At 54.8% G+C, this 26,904-nt stretch carries 22 protein-coding genes; 12 read left to right on the top strand and 10 right to left on the bottom strand.

The annotated features are described in order from the left end of the window. Positions 1 to 4: 4 nt before the first annotated feature. Positions 5 to 964, top strand: coding sequence for a PfkB family carbohydrate kinase (locus AB0A83_RS11265; RefSeq protein WP_367154163.1), 960 nt, complete (start codon positions 5 to 7; stop codon positions 962 to 964). Here AB0A83_RS11265 and AB0A83_RS11260 read toward each other — a convergent pair. The 3 genes from AB0A83_RS11260 to AB0A83_RS11250 all read right to left on the bottom strand — a co-directional run bounded on the left by AB0A83_RS11260 (position 948) and on the right by AB0A83_RS11250 (position 6,920). Beyond that, complete coding sequence (locus tag AB0A83_RS11260; protein ID WP_150048436.1) at positions 948 to 1,754, bottom strand: GntR family transcriptional regulator; 807 nt, start codon at positions 1,752 to 1,754, stop codon at positions 948 to 950. The two genes, AB0A83_RS11265 and AB0A83_RS11260, sit on opposite strands and share 17 nt — an antisense overlap. Before the next feature lie 728 nt (positions 1,755 to 2,482). Beyond that, positions 2,483 to 4,360: a GMC family oxidoreductase gene (locus AB0A83_RS11255; RefSeq protein WP_367154162.1), complete on the bottom strand. Its 1,878-nt coding sequence runs from the start codon at positions 4,358 to 4,360 to the stop codon at positions 2,483 to 2,485. A 13-nt stretch (positions 4,361 to 4,373) separates the two neighbouring features. Continuing rightward, positions 4,374 to 6,920, bottom strand: a complete 2,547-nt coding sequence (locus AB0A83_RS11250) for a hypothetical protein (RefSeq protein WP_150048432.1) — start codon at positions 6,918 to 6,920, stop codon at positions 4,374 to 4,376. Positions 6,921 to 7,658: 738 nt separating this feature from the next. On the opposite strand from AB0A83_RS11250, the gene AB0A83_RS11245 reads away from it, so the two are divergent. The 3 genes from AB0A83_RS11245 to AB0A83_RS11235 all read left to right on the top strand — a co-directional run bounded on the left by AB0A83_RS11245 (position 7,659) and on the right by AB0A83_RS11235 (position 11,730). Further along, positions 7,659 to 9,317, top strand: a complete 1,659-nt coding sequence (locus AB0A83_RS11245; protein ID WP_150048430.1) for a DUF4331 domain-containing protein — start codon at positions 7,659 to 7,661, stop codon at positions 9,315 to 9,317. A gap of 75 nt (positions 9,318 to 9,392) precedes the next feature. Continuing rightward, complete coding sequence (locus tag AB0A83_RS11240; protein WP_367154161.1) at positions 9,393 to 10,628, top strand: hypothetical protein; 1,236 nt, start codon at positions 9,393 to 9,395, stop codon at positions 10,626 to 10,628. After that, complete coding sequence (locus tag AB0A83_RS11235; protein ID WP_367154160.1) at positions 10,615 to 11,730, top strand: HupE/UreJ family protein; 1,116 nt, start codon at positions 10,615 to 10,617, stop codon at positions 11,728 to 11,730. Before AB0A83_RS11240 ends, AB0A83_RS11235 begins: the two co-directional genes overlap by 14 nt. Positions 11,731 to 12,021: 291 nt before the next feature. On the opposite strand, the gene AB0A83_RS11230 is transcribed toward AB0A83_RS11235, so the two are convergent. The 3 genes from AB0A83_RS11230 to AB0A83_RS11220 form a co-directional block, all read right to left on the bottom strand. Beyond that, positions 12,022 to 15,159 (bottom strand): EAL domain-containing protein, encoded by a 3,138-nt coding sequence (locus AB0A83_RS11230; RefSeq protein WP_150048424.1) that lies wholly within the window; start codon positions 15,157 to 15,159, stop codon positions 12,022 to 12,024. Positions 15,160 to 15,338: 179 nt separating this feature from the next. Then, positions 15,339 to 15,776 carry a DUF1810 domain-containing protein gene (locus AB0A83_RS11225; protein ID WP_150048422.1) on the bottom strand — a complete coding sequence of 146 codons (438 nt, stop codon included), beginning with the start codon at positions 15,774 to 15,776 and terminating at the stop codon, positions 15,339 to 15,341. Positions 15,777 to 15,796: 20 nt separating this feature from the next. Continuing rightward, the gene (locus AB0A83_RS11220; protein WP_367154158.1) at positions 15,797 to 16,675 is read right to left on the bottom strand and encodes an HDOD domain-containing protein; all 879 of its coding nucleotides are present in this window, start codon (positions 16,673 to 16,675) and stop codon (positions 15,797 to 15,799) included. Positions 16,676 to 16,747: 72 nt separating this feature from the next. Here AB0A83_RS11220 and prmB point away from each other — a divergent pair, with 72 nt between their 5' ends. The 8 genes from prmB to kdsB are packed head-to-tail and all read left to right on the top strand — an operon-like array spanning position 16,748 to position 22,947. Next, on the top strand, positions 16,748 to 17,677 hold the full coding sequence (gene prmB / locus AB0A83_RS11215) for a 50S ribosomal protein L3 N(5)-glutamine methyltransferase (protein ID WP_150048418.1): 930 nt from the start codon (positions 16,748 to 16,750) through the stop codon (positions 17,675 to 17,677). 2 nt (positions 17,678 to 17,679) lie between these two features. Then, positions 17,680 to 18,768 (top strand): chorismate synthase, encoded by a 1,089-nt coding sequence (aroC, locus tag AB0A83_RS11210; RefSeq protein ID WP_150048416.1) that lies wholly within the window; start codon positions 17,680 to 17,682, stop codon positions 18,766 to 18,768. Continuing rightward, a complete protein-coding gene (locus AB0A83_RS11205; RefSeq protein ID WP_150048414.1) occupies positions 18,768 to 19,922 on the top strand; it encodes an MFS transporter in 1,155 nt (384 codons plus the stop codon). The genes aroC and AB0A83_RS11205 overlap by 1 nt, the downstream gene beginning before the upstream one ends. 33 nt (positions 19,923 to 19,955) lie before the next feature. Further along, the gene (locus tag AB0A83_RS11200) at positions 19,956 to 20,570 is read left to right on the top strand and encodes a MotA/TolQ/ExbB proton channel family protein (protein WP_150048412.1); all 615 of its coding nucleotides are present in this window, start codon (positions 19,956 to 19,958) and stop codon (positions 20,568 to 20,570) included. Beyond that, positions 20,570 to 21,004: a biopolymer transporter ExbD gene (locus tag AB0A83_RS11195; RefSeq protein ID WP_150048410.1), complete on the top strand. Its 435-nt coding sequence runs from the start codon at positions 20,570 to 20,572 to the stop codon at positions 21,002 to 21,004. The genes AB0A83_RS11200 and AB0A83_RS11195 overlap by 1 nt, the downstream gene beginning before the upstream one ends. Then, positions 21,001 to 22,002: a tetraacyldisaccharide 4'-kinase gene (gene lpxK / locus AB0A83_RS11190; protein ID WP_367154156.1), complete on the top strand. Its 1,002-nt coding sequence runs from the start codon at positions 21,001 to 21,003 to the stop codon at positions 22,000 to 22,002. The genes AB0A83_RS11195 and lpxK overlap by 4 nt, the downstream gene beginning before the upstream one ends. Further along, the gene (locus AB0A83_RS11185) at positions 21,995 to 22,186 is read left to right on the top strand and encodes a Trm112 family protein (protein WP_150048406.1); all 192 of its coding nucleotides are present in this window, start codon (positions 21,995 to 21,997) and stop codon (positions 22,184 to 22,186) included. The genes lpxK and AB0A83_RS11185 overlap by 8 nt, the downstream gene beginning before the upstream one ends. Further along, positions 22,183 to 22,947 carry a 3-deoxy-manno-octulosonate cytidylyltransferase gene (gene kdsB / locus AB0A83_RS11180; RefSeq protein WP_367154155.1) on the top strand — a complete coding sequence of 255 codons (765 nt, stop codon included), beginning with the start codon at positions 22,183 to 22,185 and terminating at the stop codon, positions 22,945 to 22,947. Before AB0A83_RS11185 ends, kdsB begins: the two co-directional genes overlap by 4 nt. 76 nt (positions 22,948 to 23,023) lie before the next feature. On the opposite strand, the gene galE is transcribed toward kdsB, so the two are convergent. From galE to fabA, 4 genes are read right to left on the bottom strand one after another with little or no spacing between them, the layout of a single operon-like run. Next, the gene (gene galE, locus AB0A83_RS11175) at positions 23,024 to 24,070 is read right to left on the bottom strand and encodes a UDP-glucose 4-epimerase GalE (RefSeq protein ID WP_367154154.1); all 1,047 of its coding nucleotides are present in this window, start codon (positions 24,068 to 24,070) and stop codon (positions 23,024 to 23,026) included. A gap of 18 nt (positions 24,071 to 24,088) precedes the next feature. Then, positions 24,089 to 24,946 (bottom strand): tRNA 2-thiocytidine(32) synthetase TtcA, encoded by an 858-nt coding sequence (ttcA, locus tag AB0A83_RS11170; protein WP_150048400.1) that lies wholly within the window; start codon positions 24,944 to 24,946, stop codon positions 24,089 to 24,091. Between the two features lie 45 nt (positions 24,947 to 24,991). Further along, complete coding sequence (fabB, locus tag AB0A83_RS11165) at positions 24,992 to 26,212, bottom strand: beta-ketoacyl-ACP synthase I (RefSeq protein WP_367154152.1); 1,221 nt, start codon at positions 26,210 to 26,212, stop codon at positions 24,992 to 24,994. Between the two features lie 11 nt (positions 26,213 to 26,223). Next, positions 26,224 to 26,739, bottom strand: a complete 516-nt coding sequence (gene fabA, locus AB0A83_RS11160) for a 3-hydroxyacyl-[acyl-carrier-protein] dehydratase FabA (RefSeq protein ID WP_150048396.1) — start codon at positions 26,737 to 26,739, stop codon at positions 26,224 to 26,226. Between the last annotated feature and the right edge of the window lie 165 nt (positions 26,740 to 26,904).

Genomic DNA, 26,904 nt, shown 5'->3' with positions numbered 1-26,904 from the left:
GGTTATGCCAACGCTGGTGTTAGGTAGCTATGTACAGGCCAATTGCTTGCAACTGCCGGATTTGCCCGGTGCCGGGCAATCCTTGTTGGCCGAACGCTATTGGCAGGAACACGGCGGCAAGGGTTTAAACGTAGGCGTGGCTTTGCACAAGCTGGGGACGGAGACGGCATTGCTGCTGCCGGTCGGCGATGATAATGCCGGCCGGCAAATTAGCGCCGATTTATCGCGGATGGGTGTCGATACGCGCTGGCTGGTTGTCTGCGCTGCACAGTCCGGCTACGGCGTCGGTTTGATCGACGCACGTGGCGGCAACGTCATTGCCGTGTTTCCCGGCGCCAATAACCGTTTGACGTCGTCCATCGTGCTGGACGCTCTGAACCGGTCGCGTCCTCGCCGCATTTACGCCCAGCAGGAAATACCGTTGGAGCCGGTCGTGGCGGCGTTTTCGGCCGCGCGCCGGCTGGGTATTTACACGCTGCTGAATCCGTCGCCGTGGCGGCCGATGACGCCGGAATTGCTGGCGCTTACAGATGCCCTGATCTTAAATGCTGCCGAAGCGGTGGCGCTGTTTGCTTGTGGCGACCGGCCACCACTGTCCGCGCAACAATGGTTGCATACTCTGCCGGCTATGGCCGTCGGCATCGATTGGCAAGGCGATTGGCTGATCGTGACGCTGGGAGAGCAAGGCTGCGTCGCGCTGGGGCGGCAGGAAGTGATTTACGTAGCGGCCTGGCTGGTTGAGGTCCGCGATGCCACCGGCGCCGGCGATGCGTTCAGTGCCGGATGGCTTTGGGCGCAGGATCGATACCCGGCAGAGCAAGCCTTGCTTACGGCCAATGCTTGCGGCGCTTATGTCGCCGAGCGCGACGGAGTTTTGGCGCATTTGCCGAGCAGCGAGACGTTGATTGAATTTATGAGTAACCGGCCAGCGCCGGAGATTCGCCGAATCAGCCGGGCATTTTGAGTTCGATCCGATAGGTATAAGCATCGCCGCGAAAGGTGCCTTCGACGTATTCGACCATCGTGCCGTGGTCGGCATAGGTTTTTCGTTTCAGCAGCAAACAGGGGCCGGGTTCCGAGAAACCGAACACCGCCATTTCGGCATCGTTACAGATCACGGCTTCGATGGTTTGCTCGGCGCGCTGCAAGCTCAAGCCGCAGCGTTCCCGTAAAAATTGATAGGCGGAACCTTCGCCGTGCCACTGCGCCAACAGCGGCGCCGGGGTTAAATCGTACCAAGCAACCTCGCGCGACATCGGGTTGCCGTCGCCCAGGCGTAGCCGCACAATTCTTAAAAAACGGTTGGATGCCGGCCGATTGAAAATTGAGGCTATCGTGCGGTCTTCGACGATGCCTTGCTCCAGGATTTGAGCGGACGCCAGCATGCCGAGCTCGCGCATTTCTTCGGTAAAGCCCTTTAACCGTCCCATTTCCGGCGCGATTCGCCGCGGCGGCGCTTTCACCGTTACCCCGGCGCGGCCATGGGTGTCGATATGGTCTTGCGCCCGCAACTGTTCGTAGCAGCGGCGCACCGTGGTACGGCTCAAATCCAGGGCTTCGGCCAGGGCCCGCTCGGACGGCAGGCTGTAGCCGTCGCCGAGTTCGCCGGATTCGATCAGTTGCACGATGCGGCGCAGCAATTGTTTGTAAACCGGCTCGGCAACGCCGCTGTCAGGACGGATTTTGTCGATGAAGGCGGCGCCGTCGTTGGCGGCCTGATGCTGCGGCTTGACGGCGGATGAATTCGGGCTCATGAAACTCACTGAACGTCGTTAAAGATACAAGTGGCTTGCAATACGACCGATTTCTTCGTCATTGTGAAATGGGGACATAAAATCAGGCCAATCACCCACCGGTCCGGTAAATAAAATTACCGCTTATTCTAAGGTGGTAGAGTAAAGAAACCTACCAAAAGAAAGCATCCCGTCGCGATAACATCCTGAAATCGAAAGCATGCTTTATATGAAAGGCTGTCGATTCCAGAGTCACTATCGCGACGGAATCATTTAACGCCGTCACGCTGTTTGGATGTTGGCGCTACGACAAATCGGCAGGGCCGCGAAGCGGGACGGGATTTGCAATTCCGTTCCTGACGTTTCAAGTGCTCTGAAATTGTGACAAACGTTACGGACGGATTGAATAATCGGTCCGGCATCGAATCCCGCGTTCGGCTTGAATCGGCCTTTATAGCCAATCAGCCTGCGGGGCCGGTTGGTATTGTAACCGGGGATTTTCTTTGGACGGACTGGTTTCCCGTTTGCTGACGCATTGAGCGTGTTCGAACTATTTGTGTCTGGTATGGGGCTGGATGCGTCCAACCCCCCAATGCTTAGCCGCTTTAACAACCTAACCCGGATTTTCCATTAGGAAAAACAGTATTTATCAACGGGCGTCGCGCCGGAAGAGGAGATGGCAAATATGGGATTGAAACCGGCCGACCCACATTACTGCGCGCCGGCCGGTTCTGTTGGCACCTGTTTGTTTATGCTTCCGACAATATCACCTCGGCGGCTTTTTCGGCGATCATGTAGATGGCGCAGACGATGAAGAAGCCGGGAATGCGCGGGAATACCGAGGCATCCACTACCCGCAGGCCTTTGACGCCGCGGACCCGGAATTTGCTGTCCAATACCGCGTACTCGTCGATGTCGCTGCCGATAGGGCAAGTACAGGAGGCGTGGTGGCCCCAGGATTGGTAGCGGATGAAGTCGCGGATTTCATCGTCGGTTTGCACATCTTTACCCGGAAAAGCTTCTTCCTCGATGATGCCGTCGGCAATCAGCGGCGCGGTCAGGCTGCGCACGAATTTGACGCCCTCGACTACCGATTCCAAATCCTCGCCGCCGTCCTCGGTACCTTCTTCGAAATACTTGAAGTTGATGTAAGGCCGTTCGCGCGGGTCGGTGGATTTCAGTTTCACTTCCCCGGCCCGGTTGTTGGTGTGGGCTTTCAGCACCGCCCAGGTCAGGTAGTTCAGCTCCGGTATCCATTGCGAGAAGTTGGGGAAGTAGCCCTGAAAACGCGCCAACAACGCAAAGCAGAACAAATCCGGCAACTTGCGCTCCTTCAACGAACGTTTGATAACCGCCAGTACCGCGCCGTTGGTGGTGTACACGCCTTTGCGTTGGCTTTCCCATTCGCTGAATTGCGGATCGCCTTTGCTATAGCGCGCGCCTTTCAGCACCTCCCAGTCTTGCTTCATTTTGTTGACCACGCCGACCTCGTAGCGGTCTTGCAGGTTGGTGCCGACGCCGGGCAGGTCCACCCGCACCTTAATATGCAAGCGCTCCAGATCGGCTTTCGGGCCGATACCGGACAGCATCAATAGTTGCGGGGTGTTGAAGGCGCCGCCGGACAAAATCACTTCTTTGCCGGCGTAAACCTGTTTGAGCTCGCCGGATTCGGACGACGGCGCATAATGGGCTTGGTAGAGTTTTTCGCCTTTTTGATACTCGACGCCTATGGCCCGGTTGTCGTCGTCGAACAGCACTTGAGTGACCAAGGCGTTCAACTCGATGTGCAGTTTGTCGGGATGTTGTTGCTGCACTTCCAGCAGGCGGTCGCGGGTGCTGAGCCGGGTATGGTTGCGGGTCATCAACGGCGGGTAGCGCAAGCCGGTGGCATTTTTTTCCACCAAGCGCCAGTCGTTGGGATCGCCCAGGCTTTCGCCGAACCATTCCGCACCTTCTATCGGATCGGTATCGATGTTTTTCCAGACCGCCGCTACCGATTCTTTCAGGGTTTGTACCAGGGTTTTGTCGCCCAAGGCTTCCAGCGGGATGGCTTTTTCGGTTTGCAACCAGCCGTCGAAGCCGTGCCGGGTAGGGTTGATGCCGACTTTAGCCGCCCAGCGGTAAGTCGGCAGCCGGTGGTGGCAGTTCTCCATTTTTTCGAAATAACCGCGCATGTTGTCGGCATTCCAACTGTAATCGCCGGTCAAGTCGGCGATGTAGTTCCAGTCGTCGTTATGCGGGTAGACCGTGATCATGGCGTTGTGCGCGGTGCAGCCGCCCAGGCAGCCGGCGCGCGGATACAGCACGCCGTCCACTTTTTCGCCGTCCCAGACGTCGCGGTATTTTTCGTCGCGGCGTTGCAATTGGGTATCGCCCCAGTGCCTTACCCAAAAATCCCAACGCATGGCTTTGTTTTCATTGGAAATGGCATGAAACACCGGCACTTGGTAGTCTTCCGGCAAGCGGTTTTCGTCGGAAATCGCGTCGCCGCCCTGCATTTTCAAAGGATCGCCGCCGGCTTCCAGCACCAGCACTTTGCGCCCGTTTTCCGCCAGACGGGCGGCCAGGGTGCCGCCGCCGGCACCCGAACCCACTACGATGTAATCGTATTCTGCATTGTTGGTCATCGTAGCGTCTCCCTTAGAATGTTTTTAAAAGCTCGATCAGGGCTTCTTTGTCCGCGTCGTTCAAAGCCGTGTCTTTTTCTTCGGCCAGATAATCGGTGCCGAAGTAGTGGCCGCGGTTGACGACGAAATCGGGGCATTTGCTGACGCTCAACATGTCGTCGACGATGTTGCGGTCGTCGAATACCTTGATGGCTTCCGCGTCGCTGGCGCCGGGCGGGATGGCTTTCAAGGCTTTTTTGACGTCTTTCAGCACTTTAATCAATTTGATCACGTGTCTGGGATCGCTCGGGTCCAAATCCATGTTGGAGATCAGGTTGACCGGGGTGCCTTTGGGAATAGGGCCGATCTCGACGCCTTCTTTGTCGAAAGCCCAGGGTTTCAGCAAGCTGAACGGCGCGACCAAAGGTTGCAGCAAGTCCGGCAGATAGCCTTTGGGTATGCGCAGATAGCTGGTGGTAGTGGTCACGTCGACTTGGCCTTTCAGTACCTTGCGTTCGGCCGGATTGGCGGAATCGACGACCACGATGTCGCGGTTGCCGCTACGTTTTTCAGGCCACAGTAATTGGTGAATGGAGTCGTCGAAGGATTTCATCCGGTCTTCGACCGAACCGCTGGCATAGAATTTGCCCAAGGAGTTGTTCAGCAAATACGGAGCGGTCGACCACACGCTGATCAAAGACGCCGGACGGGTAAAGCCACGGCCGCCGCCGGGCAAGGTATAGTCGTACGGTGCGCCGGTGATCGGGTGGTGTACGGTGTATTTGCCGACCGAAGGCAGGTCTTTGTAGCTTTGCGAGGTGAAGTTGTCCCAGATGTTGTTGGCCAGGCCGTTGGTGGCTAAAGGACTGCAGGCGTTGGTTTGCAATAGGCTGACCGGCACGCGCAGTTCGGTGGACAGGAAGTTGTCTTTGAGGAAATCTTCCTTGGCGACGATGGCCTTCATCTCGGTTTTGAATTCGTCGGTTTTGGTCCATTTCCAGTATTTATCCCAGCAGCCCAGGTAGTCCGAGCCCACGCAGCCATTGGGGAAAAAGCTGTAGGCTTTTTCCGGCAATTTGCTGGAGTGACAGCGGGCGCAGGTTTCCGCAAACACGTCTTTGCCGCGTTTCATGGTGTCTTCCGACGCTTTCAGAAATTTGTCGCCGCCCGGCGCTTTGCTCAAATAATCCGGCTGCGCAGTAGCCAGGAAGAACAAGGCCAAGTCGGGCGTTTGCGCTTCAGTTGCCAACCAATACGACGAGTTTTTGCGCGCGGTAGCGATGGGGAACGGGCTGATTTTTTTACCGCCGACCAAGGGCCTGAAATGCTCGGTCCATTCTTCGCTGAACAAGCCGATGTTGACGAACACCCGGTTCAATGCGCCCAAGGCGCCGACCGAATCGGCACCGTCTTTCAGTACCCGTGGGGTCCAAACGGTGGCCGGCGCTTTGAAAAAGCTGTTCAGCGGACTGCTGGCGGGCAGACCTAGTTCGTTGAACTGCTTGTTGTTCAGGCCGCCGCCGGCCAGTTTTTCCTGACCGAACTTCAAGGCGTTGCTCATCCGCGCGCCCAGGCTATATACCGCGTTCATGGTGCGCGGGTTGTTGATGTAGTCGGTGGAGACCAGCGAGGTATCCAATGCGCCGGGGCGGGAGGTATGGAACAACTGGTATGGGAAGCTGGACGGATCGGCATCGTAGGAGAAAATGCGGTCTATCCAGAAATATTGGGCGCCGGGGTTAGAGTTCAGGTTTTCCCATTTCGGGTTTTCCGGATCGCTGGGCGGATTGCTGGGGTTGGGCCCGACATGGCAAAAGCCGCAAGACATGCCTACCCGATACGGGCGTACCAAGTCTTTGTTGTTGTAGTAACTTTCGTCTTTGTAAAACTTTTCCGGGTCCCAGGCTTTAGCGGCTTTTTCGTCGAAATCCGGATTCGGAAACAGCCGTAAGCCGACGATGCCGGTGGCATAGCCGTAATAAGAGCCGACCGGCACGGTTTTACCGCGGGCGCCTATTTCTACGCCGGGGTATTTTTTCTCGTCTTCGAACGGATCGGCGGCGCAGTCGGCGCTACGCTCGTCCAGCCACAAACCGAAGCGGTCCGCACGCGGGCCGGCGGATTTTTTGAAACAGGGTTCGTTGACCAAGCCCAGGTAATCCCAGCGGTTGTCGCGGCTGAATTTGAGCGACGGGTGGTTGGACAGCACTTTCAGAAAGTCCAAGGTGCCGACGCTGGTTTTACTGATGCCGTCCCAAAACTTGTCGTTGCCGGCGGTCCAGACTATCCAGTTGTTGCGGCCGCGCACCACGGCGTCGTGCGCATCTTTAGGGCTGATGCCGGGTACGTAAGGATCGAGCAAGCGCGCCAGGGCCTCGGGGTCTTTGCTGGCGCCGTAGTCCATATCGACAAAATAATCGTCATCGGCACCTTTCAAACTATCCGCCGAACGGTTGGCGCAAAGGGCTTCGTCCTTGACTTTCCCGGCGCCGGAGCCGCAGGGCGGATGCGTTATGGAATATGCAGGCATGGCTAGGGCCGTTATCAGCGCGGCCAAAGCGGTTTTGACTATGGGTTTCATGATCGTCCTCCTGTCTAGGTTGTAGTAGCAAAGGCACGCTTGTTGTTGGTTTTCGCACCTTTGTCGGGTTACGGCTTGGAACCGTTATTTTTTATCGTTATCTTTTGCTTGATTCTCATAGCGGGCCGGCAAGCCTACAGCTTGATGACTAACACCTAAACTATATTGCATATCGTGACCTTCCTACGGATCAACGATACGCCTTAGCCCATCGGCAGATCATTTAAAAAGTAAGTGCTCCTTTCATCGCGTCGCTTGAGTGCCGAATTGATTTGCGTGTGCCGCACGGCGGTCTTGGCTTATCCGTGGTGAATGAATCAGTAAGCCGAGTTGCCAAAGCTCGTTGGCAAGCCATTTTGTGTCGGATTATGTGAAGCATAGACCAAAATTTTTTTTACAAATAAAAATATCGCTCTTGCCAATAAAAAAATAATATGAGCAATAAATTGGCGGGATTTCAAGGATTTGAGAAGTATTTCTAATAAATTGTCGAAAAAGCGGCTTTTCGGGCCAGGCCATTAAATTCGCCTTTTCCGTATTTCTAGTGGCGAAATTACGGATGTTTTTATGCGGCGAAAAAAAATGTGATGTATTTGACAACTTCTGCAGCTCACACTAGCTTTTAGGCAAGGAGGTTATGCCGGCATCTTGGAGGTGGTTCTAACGGTTCGGGCATACGGTGCGTATGGACAGCGGTCACTCAATTACAATCAAGAGGGTACGGCTATGAGAAGACTAATGCGAAGCACTTGTCGATTCGCGCGATGTTTAACGCCTTGGATAGTAGGCTGTGGCCTGCTTGCCGCTCCGGCGTGGGCCGCCGACCATAACGATCCCAACGCTATCAACTCGATATTTGCCGATATTGCGCCGAGTCCGGCCGATTTATACGACTTGTTCGGTTTTCCTAGCGACGATAAGAGCCAGGGCGAGCAGGTCGTGGTGGCTTTAACCTTCGCTTCCGTTCCTAAGACGGGGGTGTTCGATACCGATTTGTTGTACAGGATTCAATTCGATCCGGACCCGCGCGCTTCGTTGGCTATGGGAGACGAGGTGGGCTTGGGCAGCCTGTTGAAATACGCCGAAGCGGTCGGCAAAAAATACATTAACTTCAAACCGTCCGAAGTTCGGGTTACCTTTAACAAAGACAATCAGGCCAAGGTGGACTTTTTAGGTTTTCCGGGCGGCGATTTTTCGCAGGTGGTGGACACCAATAAAGTCATTAACCTGAAAACGCCGGACGGTTTCGTCGTCAAAACTTTTGTCGGCGGGCGCGACGATGCGTTTTTCAACGATTTGCCCGGCTTTTTCCGCTCCATCAACTACGTGCCGCAATATTACAAATTGCCGGTTACCAACAAAAAAATGGCCGAAGCTAAAATCCCTAAAACGTTGATCGAGTTGGAAGGCAACAGCTTTTTCAATTTCGATAAAAACCTGCCGGATTGGGGTATCAACTTCAAAAAAGACATGCCGAAACAGCCTTTCGAGTGGAAGGGCGACAAATTTTACAAGGACGAAAACGGTAATTTTCGCTTTGTCTATAGCGGGCAAGACGCGCGAGCCGGCGGCGACGTGAACGCCATCGTGCTGGAAATGCCTTTGAAGTTTTTGACCAAAACGCCGGAAACCGAGCGGGTGGTCAGGGCCTGGGGGGAAAGTTGGGTACTGAAAGCTTCGGCCAAGGCCAAAGCGATACCGGATCATAAACAATGGTCGTTGCTGGCCAAATTGCGTGGCGCCGATTCCATGCCGTCTCCTGTGGCCGGTTTCAACAACCGCTTGAGCGATTACAAGAAAACCGACGTCGACGGCGTACCCTTTCTGGACGCCGCTTTGAATTTGCGCGAAGACGAAAAGCAGTTGGCCGACAATGTCAAATTGGCCGAGGTTTATGTCAAACGCTTCGCCCATTTGGGTTGGGGCTTCGGCCCGTCTATCGGCGCATTGGGGTTGAAAAGTTGTTTCGACCATTCCGACTCGCCGGTTTCGGTTTATAAAGTTTACGATTTGCCGCTGGATGCGTTCAAACGGGCGAAAAAATGCTTTTTCCAGCGAGTCAACATGCCGGACAACAGTTGGAACGTCAAAGGTTTGGACATCAAACCGCCGAAAACATTTGAAATCTTTGTGCCCAACGTGGCTTCGATAGACATGGACACCAACGGCAGCTGGCCGTTCGGACGGCGCTTCGAAGATCAGGTAGCGACTCGCTTTTTGTCCTTGTTCTTGGATATGCAGGAAGGTTGCGGCGGTAAACCCTGTAGCGTGGAAACCTTGAACAATCCGGCATTGTGGGCGTCGGCGCCGATAGAGCCGAAAACCGTGCCTAATCCGCTTAAAAACGACAAAGCGTTTCTAAGCGAATTTCCATATTTGGCGGAGCCTTGGCAATAGCCGTTTTATTAAACACGCTACGCAGCTCGGTACGGCGGCTGCGGGGTCGAAACGCATCGTAACGAGGGCCGGCCGATGTGGCTATGCGGATTAATGATAAGCACGGCTGCGTCGTTATTGGCCGGCCTGGCCTGTTATCTGGCTTTTTTCGGCGTGTTCGATGCCACGGCTTATCAGCGCGATTGGCTGCGGTATAGCGAAATCAGTACAGCCGCGACCGCCGGCGAGGATCAGACGGTCAGACGGACTTATGCCGCTGTCCAGTTGAGTTGGCTGAGCGGCCGGCCGTTGGACGGGTTGCAAGCCGCTCGACAGTTGCATGCATCGTTGTCGAGTCATCCCGACAACGACGAATTGCAATTTCTGTCGGCAAAATGGCAAAGCTACTTGCATCAGCCGGCTGCCGCCGAGCGTTACTTAGTCCGGCACGGTGACCTCGCCTACGATCCGGATCTGACCGGTTTGGCAGTCGAGGTAGCCTTGCAGCAGGGGCGGATTGCCGATGCGGAAAGCACTTTGCAGCAGGCTTTGTCGCACAAGCAGGACTGGGCGCTTCTGGCGCAATTGGCCTATTTGCAGAGCAAAACCGGTGATTTCGCTACTGCTGATCAAACCTACCAATTGGCTGCGGATAATCTGTCGGCCAAACAAATGCGCGATTACGCCTGGTTGGAACTACAACGCGGCTACTTGGCTTTGAGCAGGGGACAGGCGGATAGTGCGGAGCAGCATTATCGTTGGGCATTGAACGCTTATTCCGGTTATTGGCTGGCCGAGGATTATTGGGCCGAATGGCTGGCGACGCGCCACCGTTATGAGCAAGCCTTGCGCATTTATCATCGTTTGGCCGTTTGTACCGGCAGACCGGCGCTTTTTCAAACCCTGGGCGATTTGTATCTGTATTTAGGTCGCAACGATTTGGCCAAAGCATGGCACGATTTGGCGTTGCGGGCCTTTATACAGGCCGCGGAATCCGGCGATACCCAGTATTATCATCACCTTGCAACGCTCTATGCCGACGCTTATTTCAATGGCACCGCTGCCGTACATTGGGCTACTTTGGACATACAACAACGCGATAACCCGAGTACCCGCGACGCTTTGGCTTGGGCTTTATTTCGGGATGGCAGGTTTAAGGAGGCATTGGTCCATATGCAGCGCGCCCTCAGTTACGGTTGGCAGGATGCCCATCTCTACGCTCACGCCGGCATGATTTATTTAGCCAATGGGATCGTCAATCAGGCGCAAGAATATTTTCAGCGGGCGCAACGCCTGAACGCGGATTACCAGGCCTTTCATGTGCATCGTTAGCCGGATTCGCGCGGGCCTGCTGTTATGGCTATGCGCCGGTTTGTTCTTTTCGTCGCCGCTGTCCGCTCATCCGGTTGCCCAAGGCAGTTTGCAAGCGCAACTTGTAAACGACTCGCTAGTCTTGAATTTTACCGTCGCGCTGGAGCAGGTGTTAGTGGCCGCACAAGCGCAATCGGCCGGCGGTATGATGGATGAAACGGTGCTGGGCAAGCATGCGGATTATTTGCTGCGGCACGTGCGGGTCGAGGCGGATGGCGAACTATTGTCGGGTACCGCGCTGGCTGTTCCGGCTTCACCTAAAGGCGCACCGGCTTACCGCTTGCTGTATCCGTTGCCGCCCGAGGTTAGCCGGGTTTTGCTCAGCCAAGATTTGTTGCGCGAAATAGACTTTGCGCCCGGCAATCCTTGGGAGGTTAGCTATCGAGCGCGAGTCGTCCGGGACGGCAGTTTGTTGACGGAAGGCTTGTTTAGTCATAACCAGCCGTTGACGCTCGACTTGCAAGCGGGCAGTGTGGTTAGCAGTTTTGCCTGGGATTATTTGGTGCACGGCGTTAAGCATATATTGAGCGGCTACGACCACATATTATTCGTGATCGGTTTGGTGTTGGCGGTCGGCAGCTTGCGCGAATTAGGGTTGATCGTCTTGATATTTACCTTGGCGCACAGCTTGACCATGAGTTTAGCCGTATTGGATTGGCTGCGGCTTTCGCCGCGTATCGTGGAGCCCGTGATCGCATTCAGCATAGTGGCCGTGTCGGTGCAGAATGTGTGCCGGCCGGAATGCAGCCGCGGTAAGTCGCGTTACTGGATAGCCTTCGGCTTCGGTCTGTTTCACGGCTTGGGTTTTGCCGGCGGCTTGTTGGAAACGGTTGCCGAATTGCCTTCCGCACAGTTGCTTACCGCAATTGCCTCATTTAGCGGCGGGGTCGAATTGGGACACTTAGCCGTGGTGGTACCGGTATACGGGGTATTGGCGGCCGTCAAGACGACTGATGCCGTCCGGCCTGGGCTGGCTCCGCTGGTGCGCGGTTTAGGCTCGCAACTGATAGGCTTGTGCGGATTGGCTTATTTTTATTTCGCGTTGCAAACGGCGTTGGCCTGAGCGTACAGGCTATCGGCATGGTTACCTTAGTTGCCGGCGATACAGCAAAATCGTAAGCGACCGATCCTCTCTCTACCCAAAGCTTGCAGAGTCTGATTTCATATTGCCGAATCGGCCAACGTTACGTTCCAAGGCAACGAGGCCTCGACGGATATGTCGGTTTTGAACCGGAATATTGCACATCTGCCGCTATCTCAATCAAGTTGATGTGAGGCACAGATGCTGCCGGCTGGCGGGGATTTAAGGGCGCTTACGGTATTTCCGCCATCTAAGCAACTAAAAGAAATCCGCTTACGCCGATTGTGGTGTTTGTAATAGTAATTGAAGTTGGTCGGCAGGTAAGGGTTTGCTGAATAGATAACCCTGCATTTCATCGCAGCCTTGCTCGCGCAAATAAGTGTGCTGCTCGGTGGTTTCTACGCCTTCGGCGATGGTTTTTAATCCCAGGCTTTTCGCCATGTTGATGATGGCATTGACTATGGCCCGGTCTTCGGCGTCGCTGCCGATGTCGCGGACGAAAGATCTGTCGATTTTGAGTTTGTAAATTTTAAATTGCTTTAAATAACTTAGGGAGGAGTAACCGGTTCCGAAATCGTCAATCGACAGGCGCACGCCTAAATCATGCAAACTACCCAGCATGGCAATCGCAGTTTGCGGATTTTGCATGGCAACCCCTTCGGTTAATTCCAATTCCAAAAACGCCGGGGCCAGGCCGATGTCGGACAATAGATTTTCCACCAGTTCGGGTAAATTCGCTTGGCCGAACTGCAGCGCGGACAAATTGACTGCCATAGTCATTGGTGCATACCCCTGATCCAGCCAAATTTTGATTTGGCGCAGGGCGGTCTGCAAGACCCATGCGCCTATCGGTAGTATCAAGCCGCTATCTTCCGCGATGGGGATGAATTCCGCCGGCGACACCGGCCCCAGTTCGGCACTGTCCCAACGCAGCAAAGCTTCCACGCCGATGATGCGGCCGTCGCGCATATCGACTTGCGGTTGGTAACATAGCCGGAACTCTTGATTTTCCAGCCCTCGCCTCAGGGCATTCACCAGCTTTAAATTTCGGCTCGAACGGGCTTCCATTTCCGCACTGAAAAAACGGTAGCTTTGGCGGCCCTCGCGCTTGGCGCAATACATGGCGGAGTCGGCGTTTTTCGCTAGCGTTTCGAAATCTTTACCGTCCTCCGGGTAGAGAGCGATGCCTATCGAAACGGTTAGGGTTAAATCGTATTGTTCGATTCGATAGGGTTCGGACAAGGTAGTCAATAAGGTTTGCGCCAAAATCTTCGCGCCTATGGTTTCGATGTCGGGCAGCAGTAAAATGAATTCGTCTCCGCCCAGACGGGTGGCGGTGTCCTCGGCACGCAGGACTGCCAGTAGCCGATTGGCTAGTTCGACTAACAACGCATCGCCGATACTATGTCCCAGGGTATCGTTTATGGTTTTAAAGTGATCGAGATCCAGAAACATCACGGCCAGTTTTTCACGGTTGCGTTGGGCTAGCTTGATGGCGTACTGGCTGCGATTATCCAGCTGTACGCGGTTCGGCAATCCGGTGAGAGGGTCGTAGTTTGCCAGATAATTGATCCGTTCCACCGCAAGTTTGTGTTCCGTGATGTCCTCGTACATGCCTAAAATGCCGATGATTTCCCGGTCGGCGTTACGTAGCGGTACTTTCGAAGTCCGTAACCATATGGTCTGGCCGTTCGGTGTGGTTTGCTGTTCTTCGAATGAAAGCTTGGCAACGCCGGACGTCATGACTTGCCTATCGTCGGCCTGATACAAGGCGGCTTGTTCACGCCAGCACAATTGGAAATCGTCTTTGCCTAGCAAGGCTTCGGGAGAGTTTTCCCCCGCGTCTCTGGCGAATGCCGGGTTACAGCCTTGATAGCGAAACGACTTGTCTTTCCAAAAGATTCTTACCGGTGCGGTATTGATGATGGTTTGTTGAAGATGGAGCGATTCGGCAAGCGCGATTTCGGTCAATTTTCGCTGAGCCTCGAGTTCGAAGGCGTTCAACGCATAATCGATATCCGAGGTCATTTCCAACAGCAATTTACGAACTGCTTCATCGAATGCATGCGGTTCGGCGCAATACAGTGTCAAAGCGCCGATCACGCAGCCGTTTTTATGCAGCGGCAAACTGGCGGAGGAACCCCAGCCGTAGTTTGTACCGCGCTCCTTCCAGGGGGTTGTCAGCGCATCGTGTTGAAAGTTCTGACACCAAAAAGGTTGGTCTTCCCGCATGGCGGTTCCGGTCGGGCCGCGGCCTATGGCTTCGTTTTCGTCAATCGAGATTTCAATGCCGTTCAAATAGTCCGTACCGCTACCGTAGCAGGCAACCGGTTTGAGCCGGGTACCGCCGGTTTCCAACAAGCCTATCCAGGCCATTTTCATGCCGCCGAAAATGACGGCGTCTTGGCAGATTTGCGGAAATAATTCCTCCTGATTTTCGCAACGCACGATGGCTTGATTGCATTGGCTCAACGCGGCATAGAGTTGAGTCATACGCAAATTCTTCGCTTCGGCCGTTTTGCGCTCGCCGTCGATGACGGCCAGTTGCTCTTGCGTCTGAAGTATCCATGCCATGATGCTGTTTTCCAGGCCTGGGCCGATCCGGATGGCGGAATGCGCATTGGAGCCGCTTAATCGGCTGATTTGTTCGTATAAGGCATCGACCGACCCGCCCAACACGGCGTAAAGCGTGCGATGGATCCGGTAAAGCATGAAAATGGACAATGCGCCGCACAGCACGGATAACGATAGGAACACGAATGCCCTCGATTCGGCGTCACGCACAGCGTTTAATGTGCGTTCAGCCGTTAACTGCTTGAATTCGTGGATAGAGCGCATGATGTCGGCTTTGGCTTGACTATAGTTTTCACTGTGCAACATTAAGCTGGCCGTAATGCGCTGTGCATCCGTGGGCGACGGAGTCGACTCTATGAGTTTCATCGCTTCGAATTCGGTTTGCGTCAATCGGTCGGAACGGTGTTTGGCTTCGGCGAATTTGACGAATTCCTGTTCCGTTAATCCGGCTTGGCGGGACATTTCCAACAAGGAAAGCTTTTTTTGCTCAGGCTCGGGCTTGTCGTCCATTTCAGAGCTTGAATTCCAAAAGCCTTGATGAAAATCGCTTGGGCGGGGTTGTTTGCCGTCGCGGATAGCGAGAATTAGCTGAAAATGCTGTTTGTATATCGGGTTGCCGGTAATCAGGTAGCTGCGTACCGTTCTGGTCAAGTCATCGGAAGACTGGCGCAATTCGTCTGCCAGCAGTAGGGATGAGTAGCGTAGCTCGTTGGCGCGATTGATGTGTTTTTCCGCGAGTACGTAAAGCCCGAATACCAAAGCCGTCAGGATAATGACGCACAAGGTCAACCAAAGGCTACGATAAAATTCGGACAGATTGCTTTTTGGAGACTTCATCGACCAACAATGCAGATAGTAAGCGTACTGATATAGCTTACCTTAGCTGGGTTTTTTCTCGGAATGTTTGTATGGAAAAAGCGCTAGCTTTGCACAAATTGCCGTTTCAAACGCTAGTACGGCTATTTGGACTGAAACTTGGGAATAGCGGCGGCGGGGGCTTTGGGGCGCTTGCCGAATCAATCGTCCGCCGACAGGAAGGCGATAGTGTTGGCGTCACTATTTCCGGCGTAGAAAGTCGCCAATATCCGGGCAAAAATGTTGTCCGCTTCGGAAACCGCGGCGAATAAGGTCATCGACGAGCGTAGTTTCAAATCGTCCGGATAACCCATGATGTGGGCGATGGGCTTGCCGGAGTGCTCCAGCAAAGCCGCGCAACATTGGCGCAAGCGATGACCGAGTACGGGGTGAGCCAGATAGGCGATGGCTTCCTGCTTGGAATGGATGGCGTATTCTTGGGCGGTAGGGCTATGGCCAAGGCCTGCTACTTGGGGGAATATGTACCAAATCCAATGCGTGAGTTTACGCCCGCCGTGCAGTTCGCGAAGGGCTCGCTCGTAGCTTGCGGCTTGAGCAGTCAGGAAGCGTTGCAGATGATAGGGATCGTTTGTCTCCACGGCGTGCTGGCTCCGGCGCTTTAATTCAACATCGTCCGAATGCTTTCGATCTCGTCTTTGACTTGATCGAGAATATTGATGCTCAAATCCGCGTCCAGATTGCCGGCGGCCAGTTTTTTGTAGGCCGGCAAATCGTCCATTCGCGGCATTTTTTTCACGTCCACTTTGCCGATGAAACTGTGCAATTGGGAAATCATCACGATGTCGCTATAGGTGGCTTGATCGCCGCTGTTGCGAAACCAATTTTCGGCGTGTATCACCACGTCTTCGAAGTCGGTCGGAAAATCCCATTTGCGGATGATCTGCACGCCGATTTCCGAGCGCAGTTCGCGCACCGTGTCGGCCAAGTCGGTCGGGGAGGTCAAAATGTCGGGTTGGCGGTCCGCATAAGCCAAGATAGGGACGATGCCGATGTCGTGCACCAGGCCTGCCAACATGGCCCGGTCCGGATCGAAGCCGGGGGTTTTGTGCGCCAACACCGCGCTGATCGCCGCCACGTGACTGCTGTGCGACCAAAGTTCCTGCATTTTGCGGCGAATCACCGCGGTTTTGGCGTTGAACACGGCTTTCAGGGCGAATACGGTGATAATGTCTTGGGCGGCTTTCAAGCCCAAACGGGTCAAGGCCTCCGGACAGCTTTCGATTTTTCTCCGGCCGCGGTACAACGGGCTGTTGGAAATCTTGATCAAACGGGCGGTGATGCTGGGATCGGTTTGCACTACGCGGGCGATTTTGTTGCTGTTGGCGGTCGGCTCGTTGATGGCGCGGCGGATCTTGACCGAGACGTCGGGAATGGTCGGCAAGGCCAGTTTGTCGGACTGCATATATTTGTAGCAATCCAGAAATAATCGGTTTTTCGCCAGTTTGTGTGGGGGGACGCGGGAAGGGGCCTCGGTCATCGCGGTTGCTTTATGCGGACAAGCACTGGGGTTTGGTTTAAAATCGGCCGTTTTTATCGATCGCTAAATCTCATGACCATCACGTCCCCGGATGTTATCACAAGCCTGAACAGCATTAGAGACTATATTCGTTGGGCGGCGAGCCGGTTCGCCGAATATCAGGTGTTTTTGGGGCACGGTACCGTAGCGCCGCTGGACGAAGCGGCCGCCATCGTTTTGCACACTTTGCATCAACCCTACGATTTAGCCGACGCCTATTTGGATTGCGCGCTGAGCATGGCGGAACGCCAGACCGTAGTAGCTTTGGTCGAGCGCCGCATCGTCGAGCGCATTCCTTCCGCCTATCTGACTAACGAGGCGATTTTTGCCGGTTTGCCGTTTTACGTGGACCAACGGGTGTTGGTGCCGCGCTCGCCGATCGCCGAATTGATAGAGCAGCGCTTCGAGCCGTGGATAGACGAAGAATCGGTATTCAACATTCTGGATTTGTGCACCGGTAGCGCTTGCATCGCCGTTGCCTGCGCTTACGCCTTCCCCGAGGCGCAAGTGGATGCCGTCGATTTGTCGCAAGATGCGTTGGCGGTGGCGCAAATCAACGTGCAAAAGCACGAGCTGGACGAGCAAGTCGCGTTGATCCGCTCCGACTTGTTTGCCGATCTGCCGGAAAAACCTTACGACGTGATAGTCAGCAATCCGCCGTACGTAGCGATTAGCGAATGGGAAAACCTGCCGGTCGAATACCACGCCGAGCCGGCAATGGGTTTTACCGGCGGCGAAACCGGTTTGGATGTGGTGTTGCGCATTTTGGCGGCGGCCAACGACTATTTAGCCTCCGAAGGCATTTTGATCGTCGAAGTCGGTAGCAGCGCGCAAACCTTGCAAGACCTGTTTCCCGGCGTGCCGTTTCACTGGTTGGAATTCGAACGCGGTGGCGACGGCGTGTTTCTGTTGACGGCCCGGCAAGTCGCCGAATATCACTCTCTTTTCGCAAGCGCGGTATAAGCATGTCCGGAAACAGCATAGGAAAATTATTCACCGTCACTACCTTCGGCGAGAGCCACGGCCCGGCTTTAGGCGCCATTGTCGACGGTTGCCCGCCGGGGCTGGAATTGTGCGAAGCCGATCTGCAAATCGATTTGGACAGGCGCAAGCCCGGTACTTCGCGGCATACCACGCAACGGCGGGAAGCCGATCAGGTAAAAATTCTGTCGGGCGTGTTCGAAGGCAAAACCACCGGCACGCCCATCGGCTTGCTGATCGAAAACACCGATCAGCGTTCCAAAGATTACGCCAAAATCGCCGAAAGTTTTCGTCCCGGCCATGCCGATTACACCTATCAGCATAAATACGGTTTTCGCGATTACCGCGGCGGCGGCCGTTCGTCGGCCCGGGAAACCGCGATGCGGGTAGCGGCCGGTGCTATCGCCAAGAAATATTTGTTCGAGCAGCACGGGATACGGGTGCGCGGCTATTTATCCCAGCTCGGGCCTATCAAAATCGAGGCTTTCGATTGGGACGAGATTCCCAACAACCCGTTCTTTTGCCCGGATGCCGGCAAAGTCGCGGAGATGGAAGCCTACATGGATGCGTTGCGTAAGGAAGGCGAATCGATAGGGGCCAAAATCGACGTGGTGGCCAGCAAGGTACCGCCCGGGCTGGGCGAGCCGATCTTCGACCGTCTGGACGCCGAATTGGCGTATGCCTTGATGAGCATCAATGCGGTCAAAGGTGTGGAAATAGGCGACGGCTTTGGCTGCGTGGCTTCCAAAGGCACGCAGTTTCGCGACGAAATCACCCCCGAGGGTTTTTTGAGCAATCATGCCGGCGGCATCCTGGGCGGCATTTCCACCGGTCAGGACGTGGTCGCACATATTGCCTTGAAGCCGACCTCCAGCTTGCGCCTGCCCGGCCGCAGTATTAACGTAAGGGGCGAGCCCATCGAGGTGGTGACCGAGGGCAGGCACGACCCCTGCGTCGGCATCCGCGCCACGCCGATTGCCGAGGCGATGGTGGCTATCGTGCTGATGGATCATTTGCTCAGGCACAGGGCGCAGAACCTGCACGTGGCCAGCGGCTTGCCGATACTGCGCTGATGGCCTTGCCGTATTGGCGCTTATCCGGCTTCTACTTCTTTTATTTCGCCGCTTTAGGGACTTACTTGCCCTATTGGGGCTTATATCTGAAGCAGAACGGTTTCAGTGCCCGGCAAATCGGCGAAATCATCAGTATTTTGGTGGCGACCAAAATCGTTGCCCCGTATTTATGGGGCTGGCTGGCCGATAAAACCGGTTCCTGCCTGCGACTGATTCGCTGGAGCAGCGCCTTGTCCGCCGTTAGTTTTGCCGGATTTTTGTATACGGTCGATTATTACTGGGTGGCTTTGGTTACCTTTTGTTACAGCATGTTCTGGAATGCGACGCTGCCGCAATTCGAGGCGGCCACGCTGCTGCATCTGCAGACGGAACCGCAGCGCTACAGCCGGGTTAGGCTGTGGGGATCGGTGGGTTTTATCGCCGCGGTGCTCGGCGTGGGCGGCTTGTTGGAGTTCGTTCCGGTGCACACGCTACCCGCGGTGATTTTGGCCTTGTTGGCGGCTAACTGGTTGACGGCCTTATCGATACCGGAGGTCGTAGCAAACGTCAAACATCAAGATCAAGGCAGTCTATGGCAGCTGTTGTGGCGCCCCGAAGTGCTGGCGTTTTTCCTGGTTTACCTGCTGTTGCAAATCTCGCACGGGCCGTATTACGCGTTTTATTCCTTGTACTTACAGCAATTTCACTATAGTACTACCTGGACCGGGCTATTGTGGTCTTTAGGCGTGGCGGCGGAAATTCTGTTGTTTGTATGGGTGGCCGGCATATTGAACTATCTGTCCTTACGCCGTTTGCTATTGATAAGCTTAGGATTGACGGTGTTCAGGTGGTGGCTGATCGCCTATTACCCAAGCAATTTGCCCTGGGTTCTGATCGCTCAAACCTTGCATGCGGCCAGTTTCGGCATCGCCCATGTGGTCGCCATGCAGCTGCTTCGGCACTATTTCGGCGCCCGCCATCAAGGTAAAGGCCAAGCTTTATATGCCAGCCTCAGTTTCGGGCTAGGCGGCATGATCGGCAGTTTTTACAGCGGCTACTGTTGGGAGCGTTTGGGCGGCGGCTCGGTCTTCGTGATTGCCGCGTTGGCGGCCGGCGTAGGTTTACTGGTGGCCTATCTTGGGGTCGGACGGCAAAAAGTCCCGGCATTGGGTTAAAATCATAGGCTTAGCATAAGAGGATAGTGATAGGTGTTCGAAATCGTAAAAAGCGGCGGCTGGATGATGCTGCCACTGCTGTTGTGTTCCATTGCGTCTATGGCCATTATCGGTGAACGTTTCTGGTCGTTACGCCGCCGGCGCATTATTCCTGCGGAGCTGGTGCCGTATATTTGGCAATTGCACCGGGAAAACAAATTGGACGACGCCACCGTACGCCGCATTAGGATGAGTTCGCCGCTAGGGCGGGTATTGGCCGCCGGTTTGCTGAACCGGAAACACGGCCGGGAAATCATGAAAACCAGCATAGAGGAAGTCGGTCGCCAAGTGGCGCACGAGCTGGAACGCTATCTGAATTTATTGGGCACTTTGGCGGCGGTGACGCCATTAATGGGCTTGTTGGGTACCGTGGACGGCATCATTCGGGTATTTTCCGACATCGCGGTCGGCGGCATGGGCGACCCGGGCGTATTGAGCGCCGGTATTTCCGAAGCCTTGATTTGTACCGCTACCGGTTTGACTGTGGCCATCCCCAGCTTGTTTTTCCACCGTTATTTCGAGAGGGTAGTCGACGATAGAGTGATTCATCTGGAAGAAGAATCGCTACGTCTGATCGACATCATGCAAGGCCAGCGTGAGGACGTTTGATGGATTTTCGCCGCAAGAAACGCGCGCCGGTGGATATCAATCTGATACCGATGATAGACGTGTTATTGGTGTTGCTGTTTTTTTTCATGTTGGCCACTACCTTCCGCCACCACACCGATTTGAAAATCAACTTACCGGAAGCCGGCGGCGAAGATAGCGAATATGCCGGGAAAACCGTCAATTTGTTCATAGATGCCCAAGGCCGTTACGCATTGTCGGGCGACGACGGCAAGCCGCAACTGCTGCCGGAGCAAAGCCCGGAAGGCTTGAAAAATGCCTTGGCCCGGCTTCCGGGCGAAGCCGGACAATGGCCGTTCGTCATCAACGCGGACGGTAAAACCCCGCACCAAGCGGTGGTCAGCGCGTTGGAAGCCGCCAACAAAGCCGGCTTCAAGCATGTAACCTTTGCCATCAACCCGCCGGAAAAACTATGAAGAAATCCCTGACCCGCTGGCTGGAAGATGCCTGGTACAAGGAAATGTATGTTTCCGCCTGGTTTATGCCCTTATCGATGTTTTACGTGGATGCGATTCGGTTGCGGCGTTTCTTGTATGCCAAAGGCTGGCTGAAAAGCGACCGCTTGCCGGTGCCGGTGATTGTAGCCGGCAATATTACGGTGGGCGGTACCGGCAAGACCCCGCTGGTGGTCTGGCTGGTCGAATGTTTGAAGCGGCAGGGTTATACGCCGGGCGTGATTAGCCGCGGTTATGCCGGCAAGGAAGAACAGCAGCCCAAGCCGGTGACTGCCGATAGCGACCCGGCCGTAGTCGGTGACGAAGCGGTTCTGCTGGCGCGCCGCTGCAGCTGCCCGGTCGTGGTCAGTCCGGATAGGCCGGCCGCCGGCCGTTATTTGTTGGCGCATCATCCCTGCGATATCATCGTTTCCGACGACGGCTTGCAGCATTATGCGCTGCAACGCGATATCGAAATTGCGGTCATCGACGGCCAGCGCCGCTTCGGTAACGGCTATTGTTTGCCGGTCGGGCCGCTTAGAGAACCGCAAGAGCGCATCAAACAAGTCGATTGGGTTATCGTCAACGGTGGCGGCGAATTGCTGGAAGGCGAACTGCCGATGCAATGCAGTGGCCGGGAATTGGTCAATTTGCAAAGCGGCGAACGCAAGGCCTTGACGGAGTTTGCCGGTCAGACCTGCCACGCGGTGGCCGGCATAGGCAATCCGCAACGTTTCTTCCAAAGCTTGCTGGCCGCGGGCTTGCAATGCAGCGCGAAAGCCTACCCGGACCATTACGCCTATACCGCCGCCGATCTGGCATTTAAAGACGGCCGCCCGGTCATCATGACCGAAAAAGACGCGGTCAAATGCGCACCGTTCGCTGGCGCTCAGCACTGGTATCTGCCGATAAGCGCCGAATTGCCCGCCGAATTTTCCGACAATCTATTGTCTTTATTGAAGAGCAAACGCCATGGATAAAAAATTACTCGACATACTGGCTTGCCCGTTGTGCAAAAGCCCGCTGCTTTATCGGCAACAAGAGCAAGAATTGATTTGCAAAGCCGATAATTTGGCTTTTCCCATCCGCGACGGCATACCGGTGATGCTGGAAGACGAAGCCCGCCCATTGAGTTTCGAAGAAGCCGACGCTTTGCGCCAATGACTGCGTTTAAAGTCGTCATTCCGGCCCGCTACGCCTCCACCCGCTTACCGGGCAAGCCGTTGCTGGACATTGCCGGCAAGCCGATGATTGCCCACGTCTGCGAGCGGGCCGTGCAGGCGCAAGCCGAGCAAGTCGTGGTGGCTACCGACGACAGCCGCATCTTCGATACCGTGTCGGCTTTGGGAATTAAGGCGGTGATGACCGATCCCAATCATCAGTCCGGTACCGAACGCATTGCCGAAGTGGCACAGCGTTTGGCCTGGCGGGCAGACGACATCGTGGTCAATCTGCAAGGCGACGAACCCTTGATTCCGCCCGATTACATCCGTGACGCCGCGCAGGCGTTGGCCGGCCAGTCAGCGGCCGGTATTGCCACCTTGGCGGCTAGGATTGGCGACGCGGAGGAAATTTTCAATCCCAACGCAGTCAAGGTGGTATTGGATAAAAACGGTTACGCCTTGTATTTCAGTCGGGCGCCGATACCGTGGAATAGGTCGTCTTTTCCCGCCCATCCTGCAATAAACAACAGTAAGATGCCGTATTTGCGGCATATCGGCTTGTATGCATACACCGTCGGTTTTTTGCAACGCTACTGCGAATGGCCGGCGTCGCCGCTGGAAAGTGTGGAAGCGCTGGAACAGCTGCGCATCTTGTGGCACGGCGAAAAGATACTGGTCCGGGTGGTGGATAAAACTCCGGAAGCCGGGGTCGATACCGAAGACGATTTGTGGCGAGTAGCGTTGAGCCTGGGGCAAATTTAACCGCCTGGCTTTGCATCTGGCGCACTCTGCCGGTTTAAGCCGGGCCGGTGCCGGCAAAGCCTATATCGAAAATCGCTTAGTCGAACCCGTTGGGGTTTTGGCTTTGCCAGCGCCAAGTATCCTGCATCATTCGCGACAGATCCCGTTCGGCCTTCCAGCCTAACAAGCGTTGCGCACGGGATGGATCGGCGAAACAAGTGGCGATATCGCCGGATCGGCGCGCGGCGATACGGTAAGGAATGGGTTTGCCGCTGACTTCGCTAAACGTGTTGAGCATCTCCAGCACGCTATAGCCGTTACCGGTGCCCAGATTGAATACCTCGCAAATGCCGGTGTCGAACGGCTGCTTGAGCAGGAATTGCAAAGCTTTGATGTGTCCTTGCGCCAAATCGACGACGTGAATGTAATCGCGCACGCCGGTGCCGTCCGCCGTTGGATAATCGTTGCCGAAAATCGAGAGCTGCGCTAGTTTTCCTATCGCCACTTGGGAAATATAAGGCATCAGATTGTTGGGAATGCCGTTCGGATCTTCCCCGATCAAGCCGCTGCTATGTGCGCCGATAGGATTGAAATAGCGCAACAGAGTCATTTGCCAGGGCCGATCGGTTTGCTGTAAACCATCGGCGGCACTCGTGTCGCGTAAAATATCCTCGATGAACAATTTGGTGCGGCCGTAAGGATTGGTCGCTTGTAACGGAAAGTCTTCGCTTATCGGTACCTGATGAGGGTCGCCGTAAACCGTGGCGGAGGAGCTGAACACCAAACGCTTTACCTGGTGCGCCGTCATCGTCTCCAGCAACACCAAGGTACCGGTGATGTTGTTGCCATAATATTTCAGCGGAATTTGACACGACTCGCCGACGGCTTTCAAACCGGCGAAGTGAATGACGGCGTCTATCGAATACTCGGCAAATACCTTATCCAGCGCATCGACGTCGTTAATGTCTATTTGATGAAAGGCGACGGTACGCCGGGTGATGCGCTCGATTCTGCGCAGGGATTCTATTTTACTATTACATAAGTTATCGACTACGACGACTTGGTAGCCGTTTTCCAACAGTTCGACGCAGGTGTGACTACCTATGTAACCGGCACCGCCGGTCACCAGAATTGTAGGTTGCATTGCGGATGCCCATGGTTGTTAGCGTTCTAGTATGTCCAGGCCGGGTTCGTCCGACGGAATGCGTAGCGCCGCAAAATCCGGGTCGACTGACAGGCCGGCGAAGTCGAATAAGCCGGTATCTAACATTTGCGATGGGGCGATATTTTGCAGGCTGGCAAAAATCGTTTCCAACCGGCCCGGAAATTGTTTATCCCATTGCGCCAGCATGTGTTTCATCGCGGTGCGCTGCAAGTTTTCCTGCGAGCCGCATAAATTGCACGGAATGATAGGAAATTTCTTAAACGCGGCAAAGCGGTTGATGTCTTTTTCCCGGCAGTAGGCTAAGGGCCGAATCACGATGTTTTGTTTGTCGTCGCTAAGCAGTTTGGGCGGCATGGCCTTTAATTTTCCTGCATAAAACATGTTCAGGAAAAAGGTTTCCATGATGTCCTCGCGGTGGTGGCCCAGCGCGATTTTAGTAACCTCATGTTGTTTCGCGAATCCGTATAAGGTACCTCGCCGCAATCTGGAACAAAGGCTGCAGGTGGTTTTACCTTCCGGAATGATTCTTTTGACGATGCTGTAGGTGTCGTGTTCGATGATGTGAAACGGCACGCCGATGGCGCTAAGATATTCCGGCAACACGTGCTCAGGAAAACCCGGCTGTTTTTGATCCAGATTGACGGCGATGATCTCGAAACTGACCGGCGCGGTTTTCTGTAAATTCAACAGAACGTCCAGCATCGTGTAAGAGTCTTTGCCGCCGGACAAACACACCATCACCTTGTCGCCGTCTTCTATCATGTTGTAATCGGCTATGGCTTCGCCGACGTTGCGTCTCAGGCGTTTTTGCAGTTTGTTGAACTGGGTGCGGGATTTTTGTTCGAGTTCGCTCATGCTGGCAGAGTAGGGCGGCCGGAACGAAAATCCGGCCGACAAGGGTTAACCGTTATAACGCTGAAATATCAGGGTGGCGTTGGTGCCGCCGAAACCGAAGCTGTTGGACATCACGGTGTTTAGCCTGGCGTTTTCGCGGTATTCGCGCACGATAGGAATGCCGTTGGCTTCGGAATCCAATTCGGTGATGTTCGCGGAAGCGCTTAAAAAGTTTTCCTGCATCATCAGCAAGGAATAAATCGCTTCGTTAACCCCGGCGGCGCCAAGCGCGTGGCCTGTCAGCGATTTGGTCGAACTGACCGCCGGCACGTCGCCAGCTCCGAAGACCGCCCGCAATGCTTCCAATTCGCGCATATCGCCCACTGGGGTGCTGGTGCCATGTGCGTTGATGTAATCGATCGGGTCCGATACGGTTGACATTGCCATTTGCATGCAGCGAATCGCGCCTTCCCCGGAAGGTTGCACCATATCGTATCCGTCCGAGGTGGCGCCGTAGCCGACCAGTTCCGCGTAAATTTTGGCGCCGCGGGCTTTGGCGTGTTCGAGTTCTTCGATCACCAAAACGCCGCCGCCGCCCGAGATCACGAAGCCGTCGCGGCTGGCGTCATATGGGCGGGAAGCGGTTTCCGGCGTGTCGTTGTATTTAGACGACAAAGCTCCCATCGCGTCGAACAATACCGACATGGTCCAATGCAATTCTTCGCCGCCGCCGGCAAACACCACGTCTTGTTTGTTGAGCTGAATCAGCTCCATCGCGTGCCCTATGCAATGCGCGCTGGTGGCACAGGCCGAGCTGATGCTGTAATTGACGCCCTTGATTTTAAAAGGGGTTGCCAGACAAGCTGTATTGGTGCTGGACATGGCGCGAGTCACCATGTACGGCCCGACTTTCTTGACGCCTTTGGAACGCAAAATGTCCGCCGCATCCACTAAATTGGAGGTGGACGGGCCGCCGGACCCCATCACCAAGCCGGTGCGAATGTTGGAGACTTCGCTTTCGGCAAGCCCGGAATCGGCAATGGCTTGTTCCATGGCCAGATAGTTGTAGGCGGCGCCGTCGCCCATGAAGCGTTTGATTTTACGGTCTATCGCCGCATCCAAATCGAGATTGATCGGCCCGTGCACATGGCTGCGAAAGCCCATTTCCCGGTATATGTCGGCATGGACTATGCCGGAACGGCCGCTGCGCAACGAATCGATGACCTCGTCGCGATTATTGCCGATGCTGGAGACTATACCTAAGCCAGTTACAACCGCGCGTCTCATAAGGTGTATCCTCAAAAGTCTTGTGTAGAGGTGAACAATCCGACGCGTAAGTCCGTGGCCTCGTAGATCAGTTTGCCGTCGACATCCATGGTGGCGTCGGCTATCCCCATGACCAACTTGCGCAAAATCACCCGTTTCAAATCGATTTTGTACGTTACTTTTTGTGCGCTGGGCAGCACTTGACCGGTGAATTTAACTTCTCCGCAGCCTAGCGCTCTACCTTTGCCGGGGCCGCCCATCCAGCACAAATAGAAGCCGATCAGTTGCCACATCGCATCCAGGCCGAGACAACCGGGCATCACCGGATCACCGAGAAAATGGCAATCGAAGAACCACAGATCGGGTTTGATATCCAGTTCAGCAATAATTTCACCTTTGCCGTATTTGCCGCCTTCGTCGGAAATATGGATGATGCGATCCATCATCAGCATCGGCGGCATGGGCAGTTGCGCGTTGGTCGGGCCGTACAATTCGCCGCGGCCGGACATCAATAATTGGTCGCGCGTGAAACTATGCTGTTTCTCCATCTAATTATTTACCTGATTCAAAAGCTGAAAACACTACCCATTATCCAATAGTCGGGTTAAAAAATCAGCTCGAATTTTATTTGCCGAGGATGACTTATAGTGCCGGACTTAATATAAGCTTATGGTTTAAATATAATTTTTCCGTGTTCGCCGGATAGAGGCGAT

This window comes from Methylomonas sp. HYX-M1 (assembly GCF_040741385.1).
GTDB classification, from domain to species: Bacteria; Pseudomonadota; Gammaproteobacteria; order Methylococcales; family Methylomonadaceae; genus Methylomonas; species Methylomonas rhizoryzae.
Note: the sequence above shows the minus strand (reverse complement) of the source record. Positions and strands in the feature narration are given on the sequence as shown.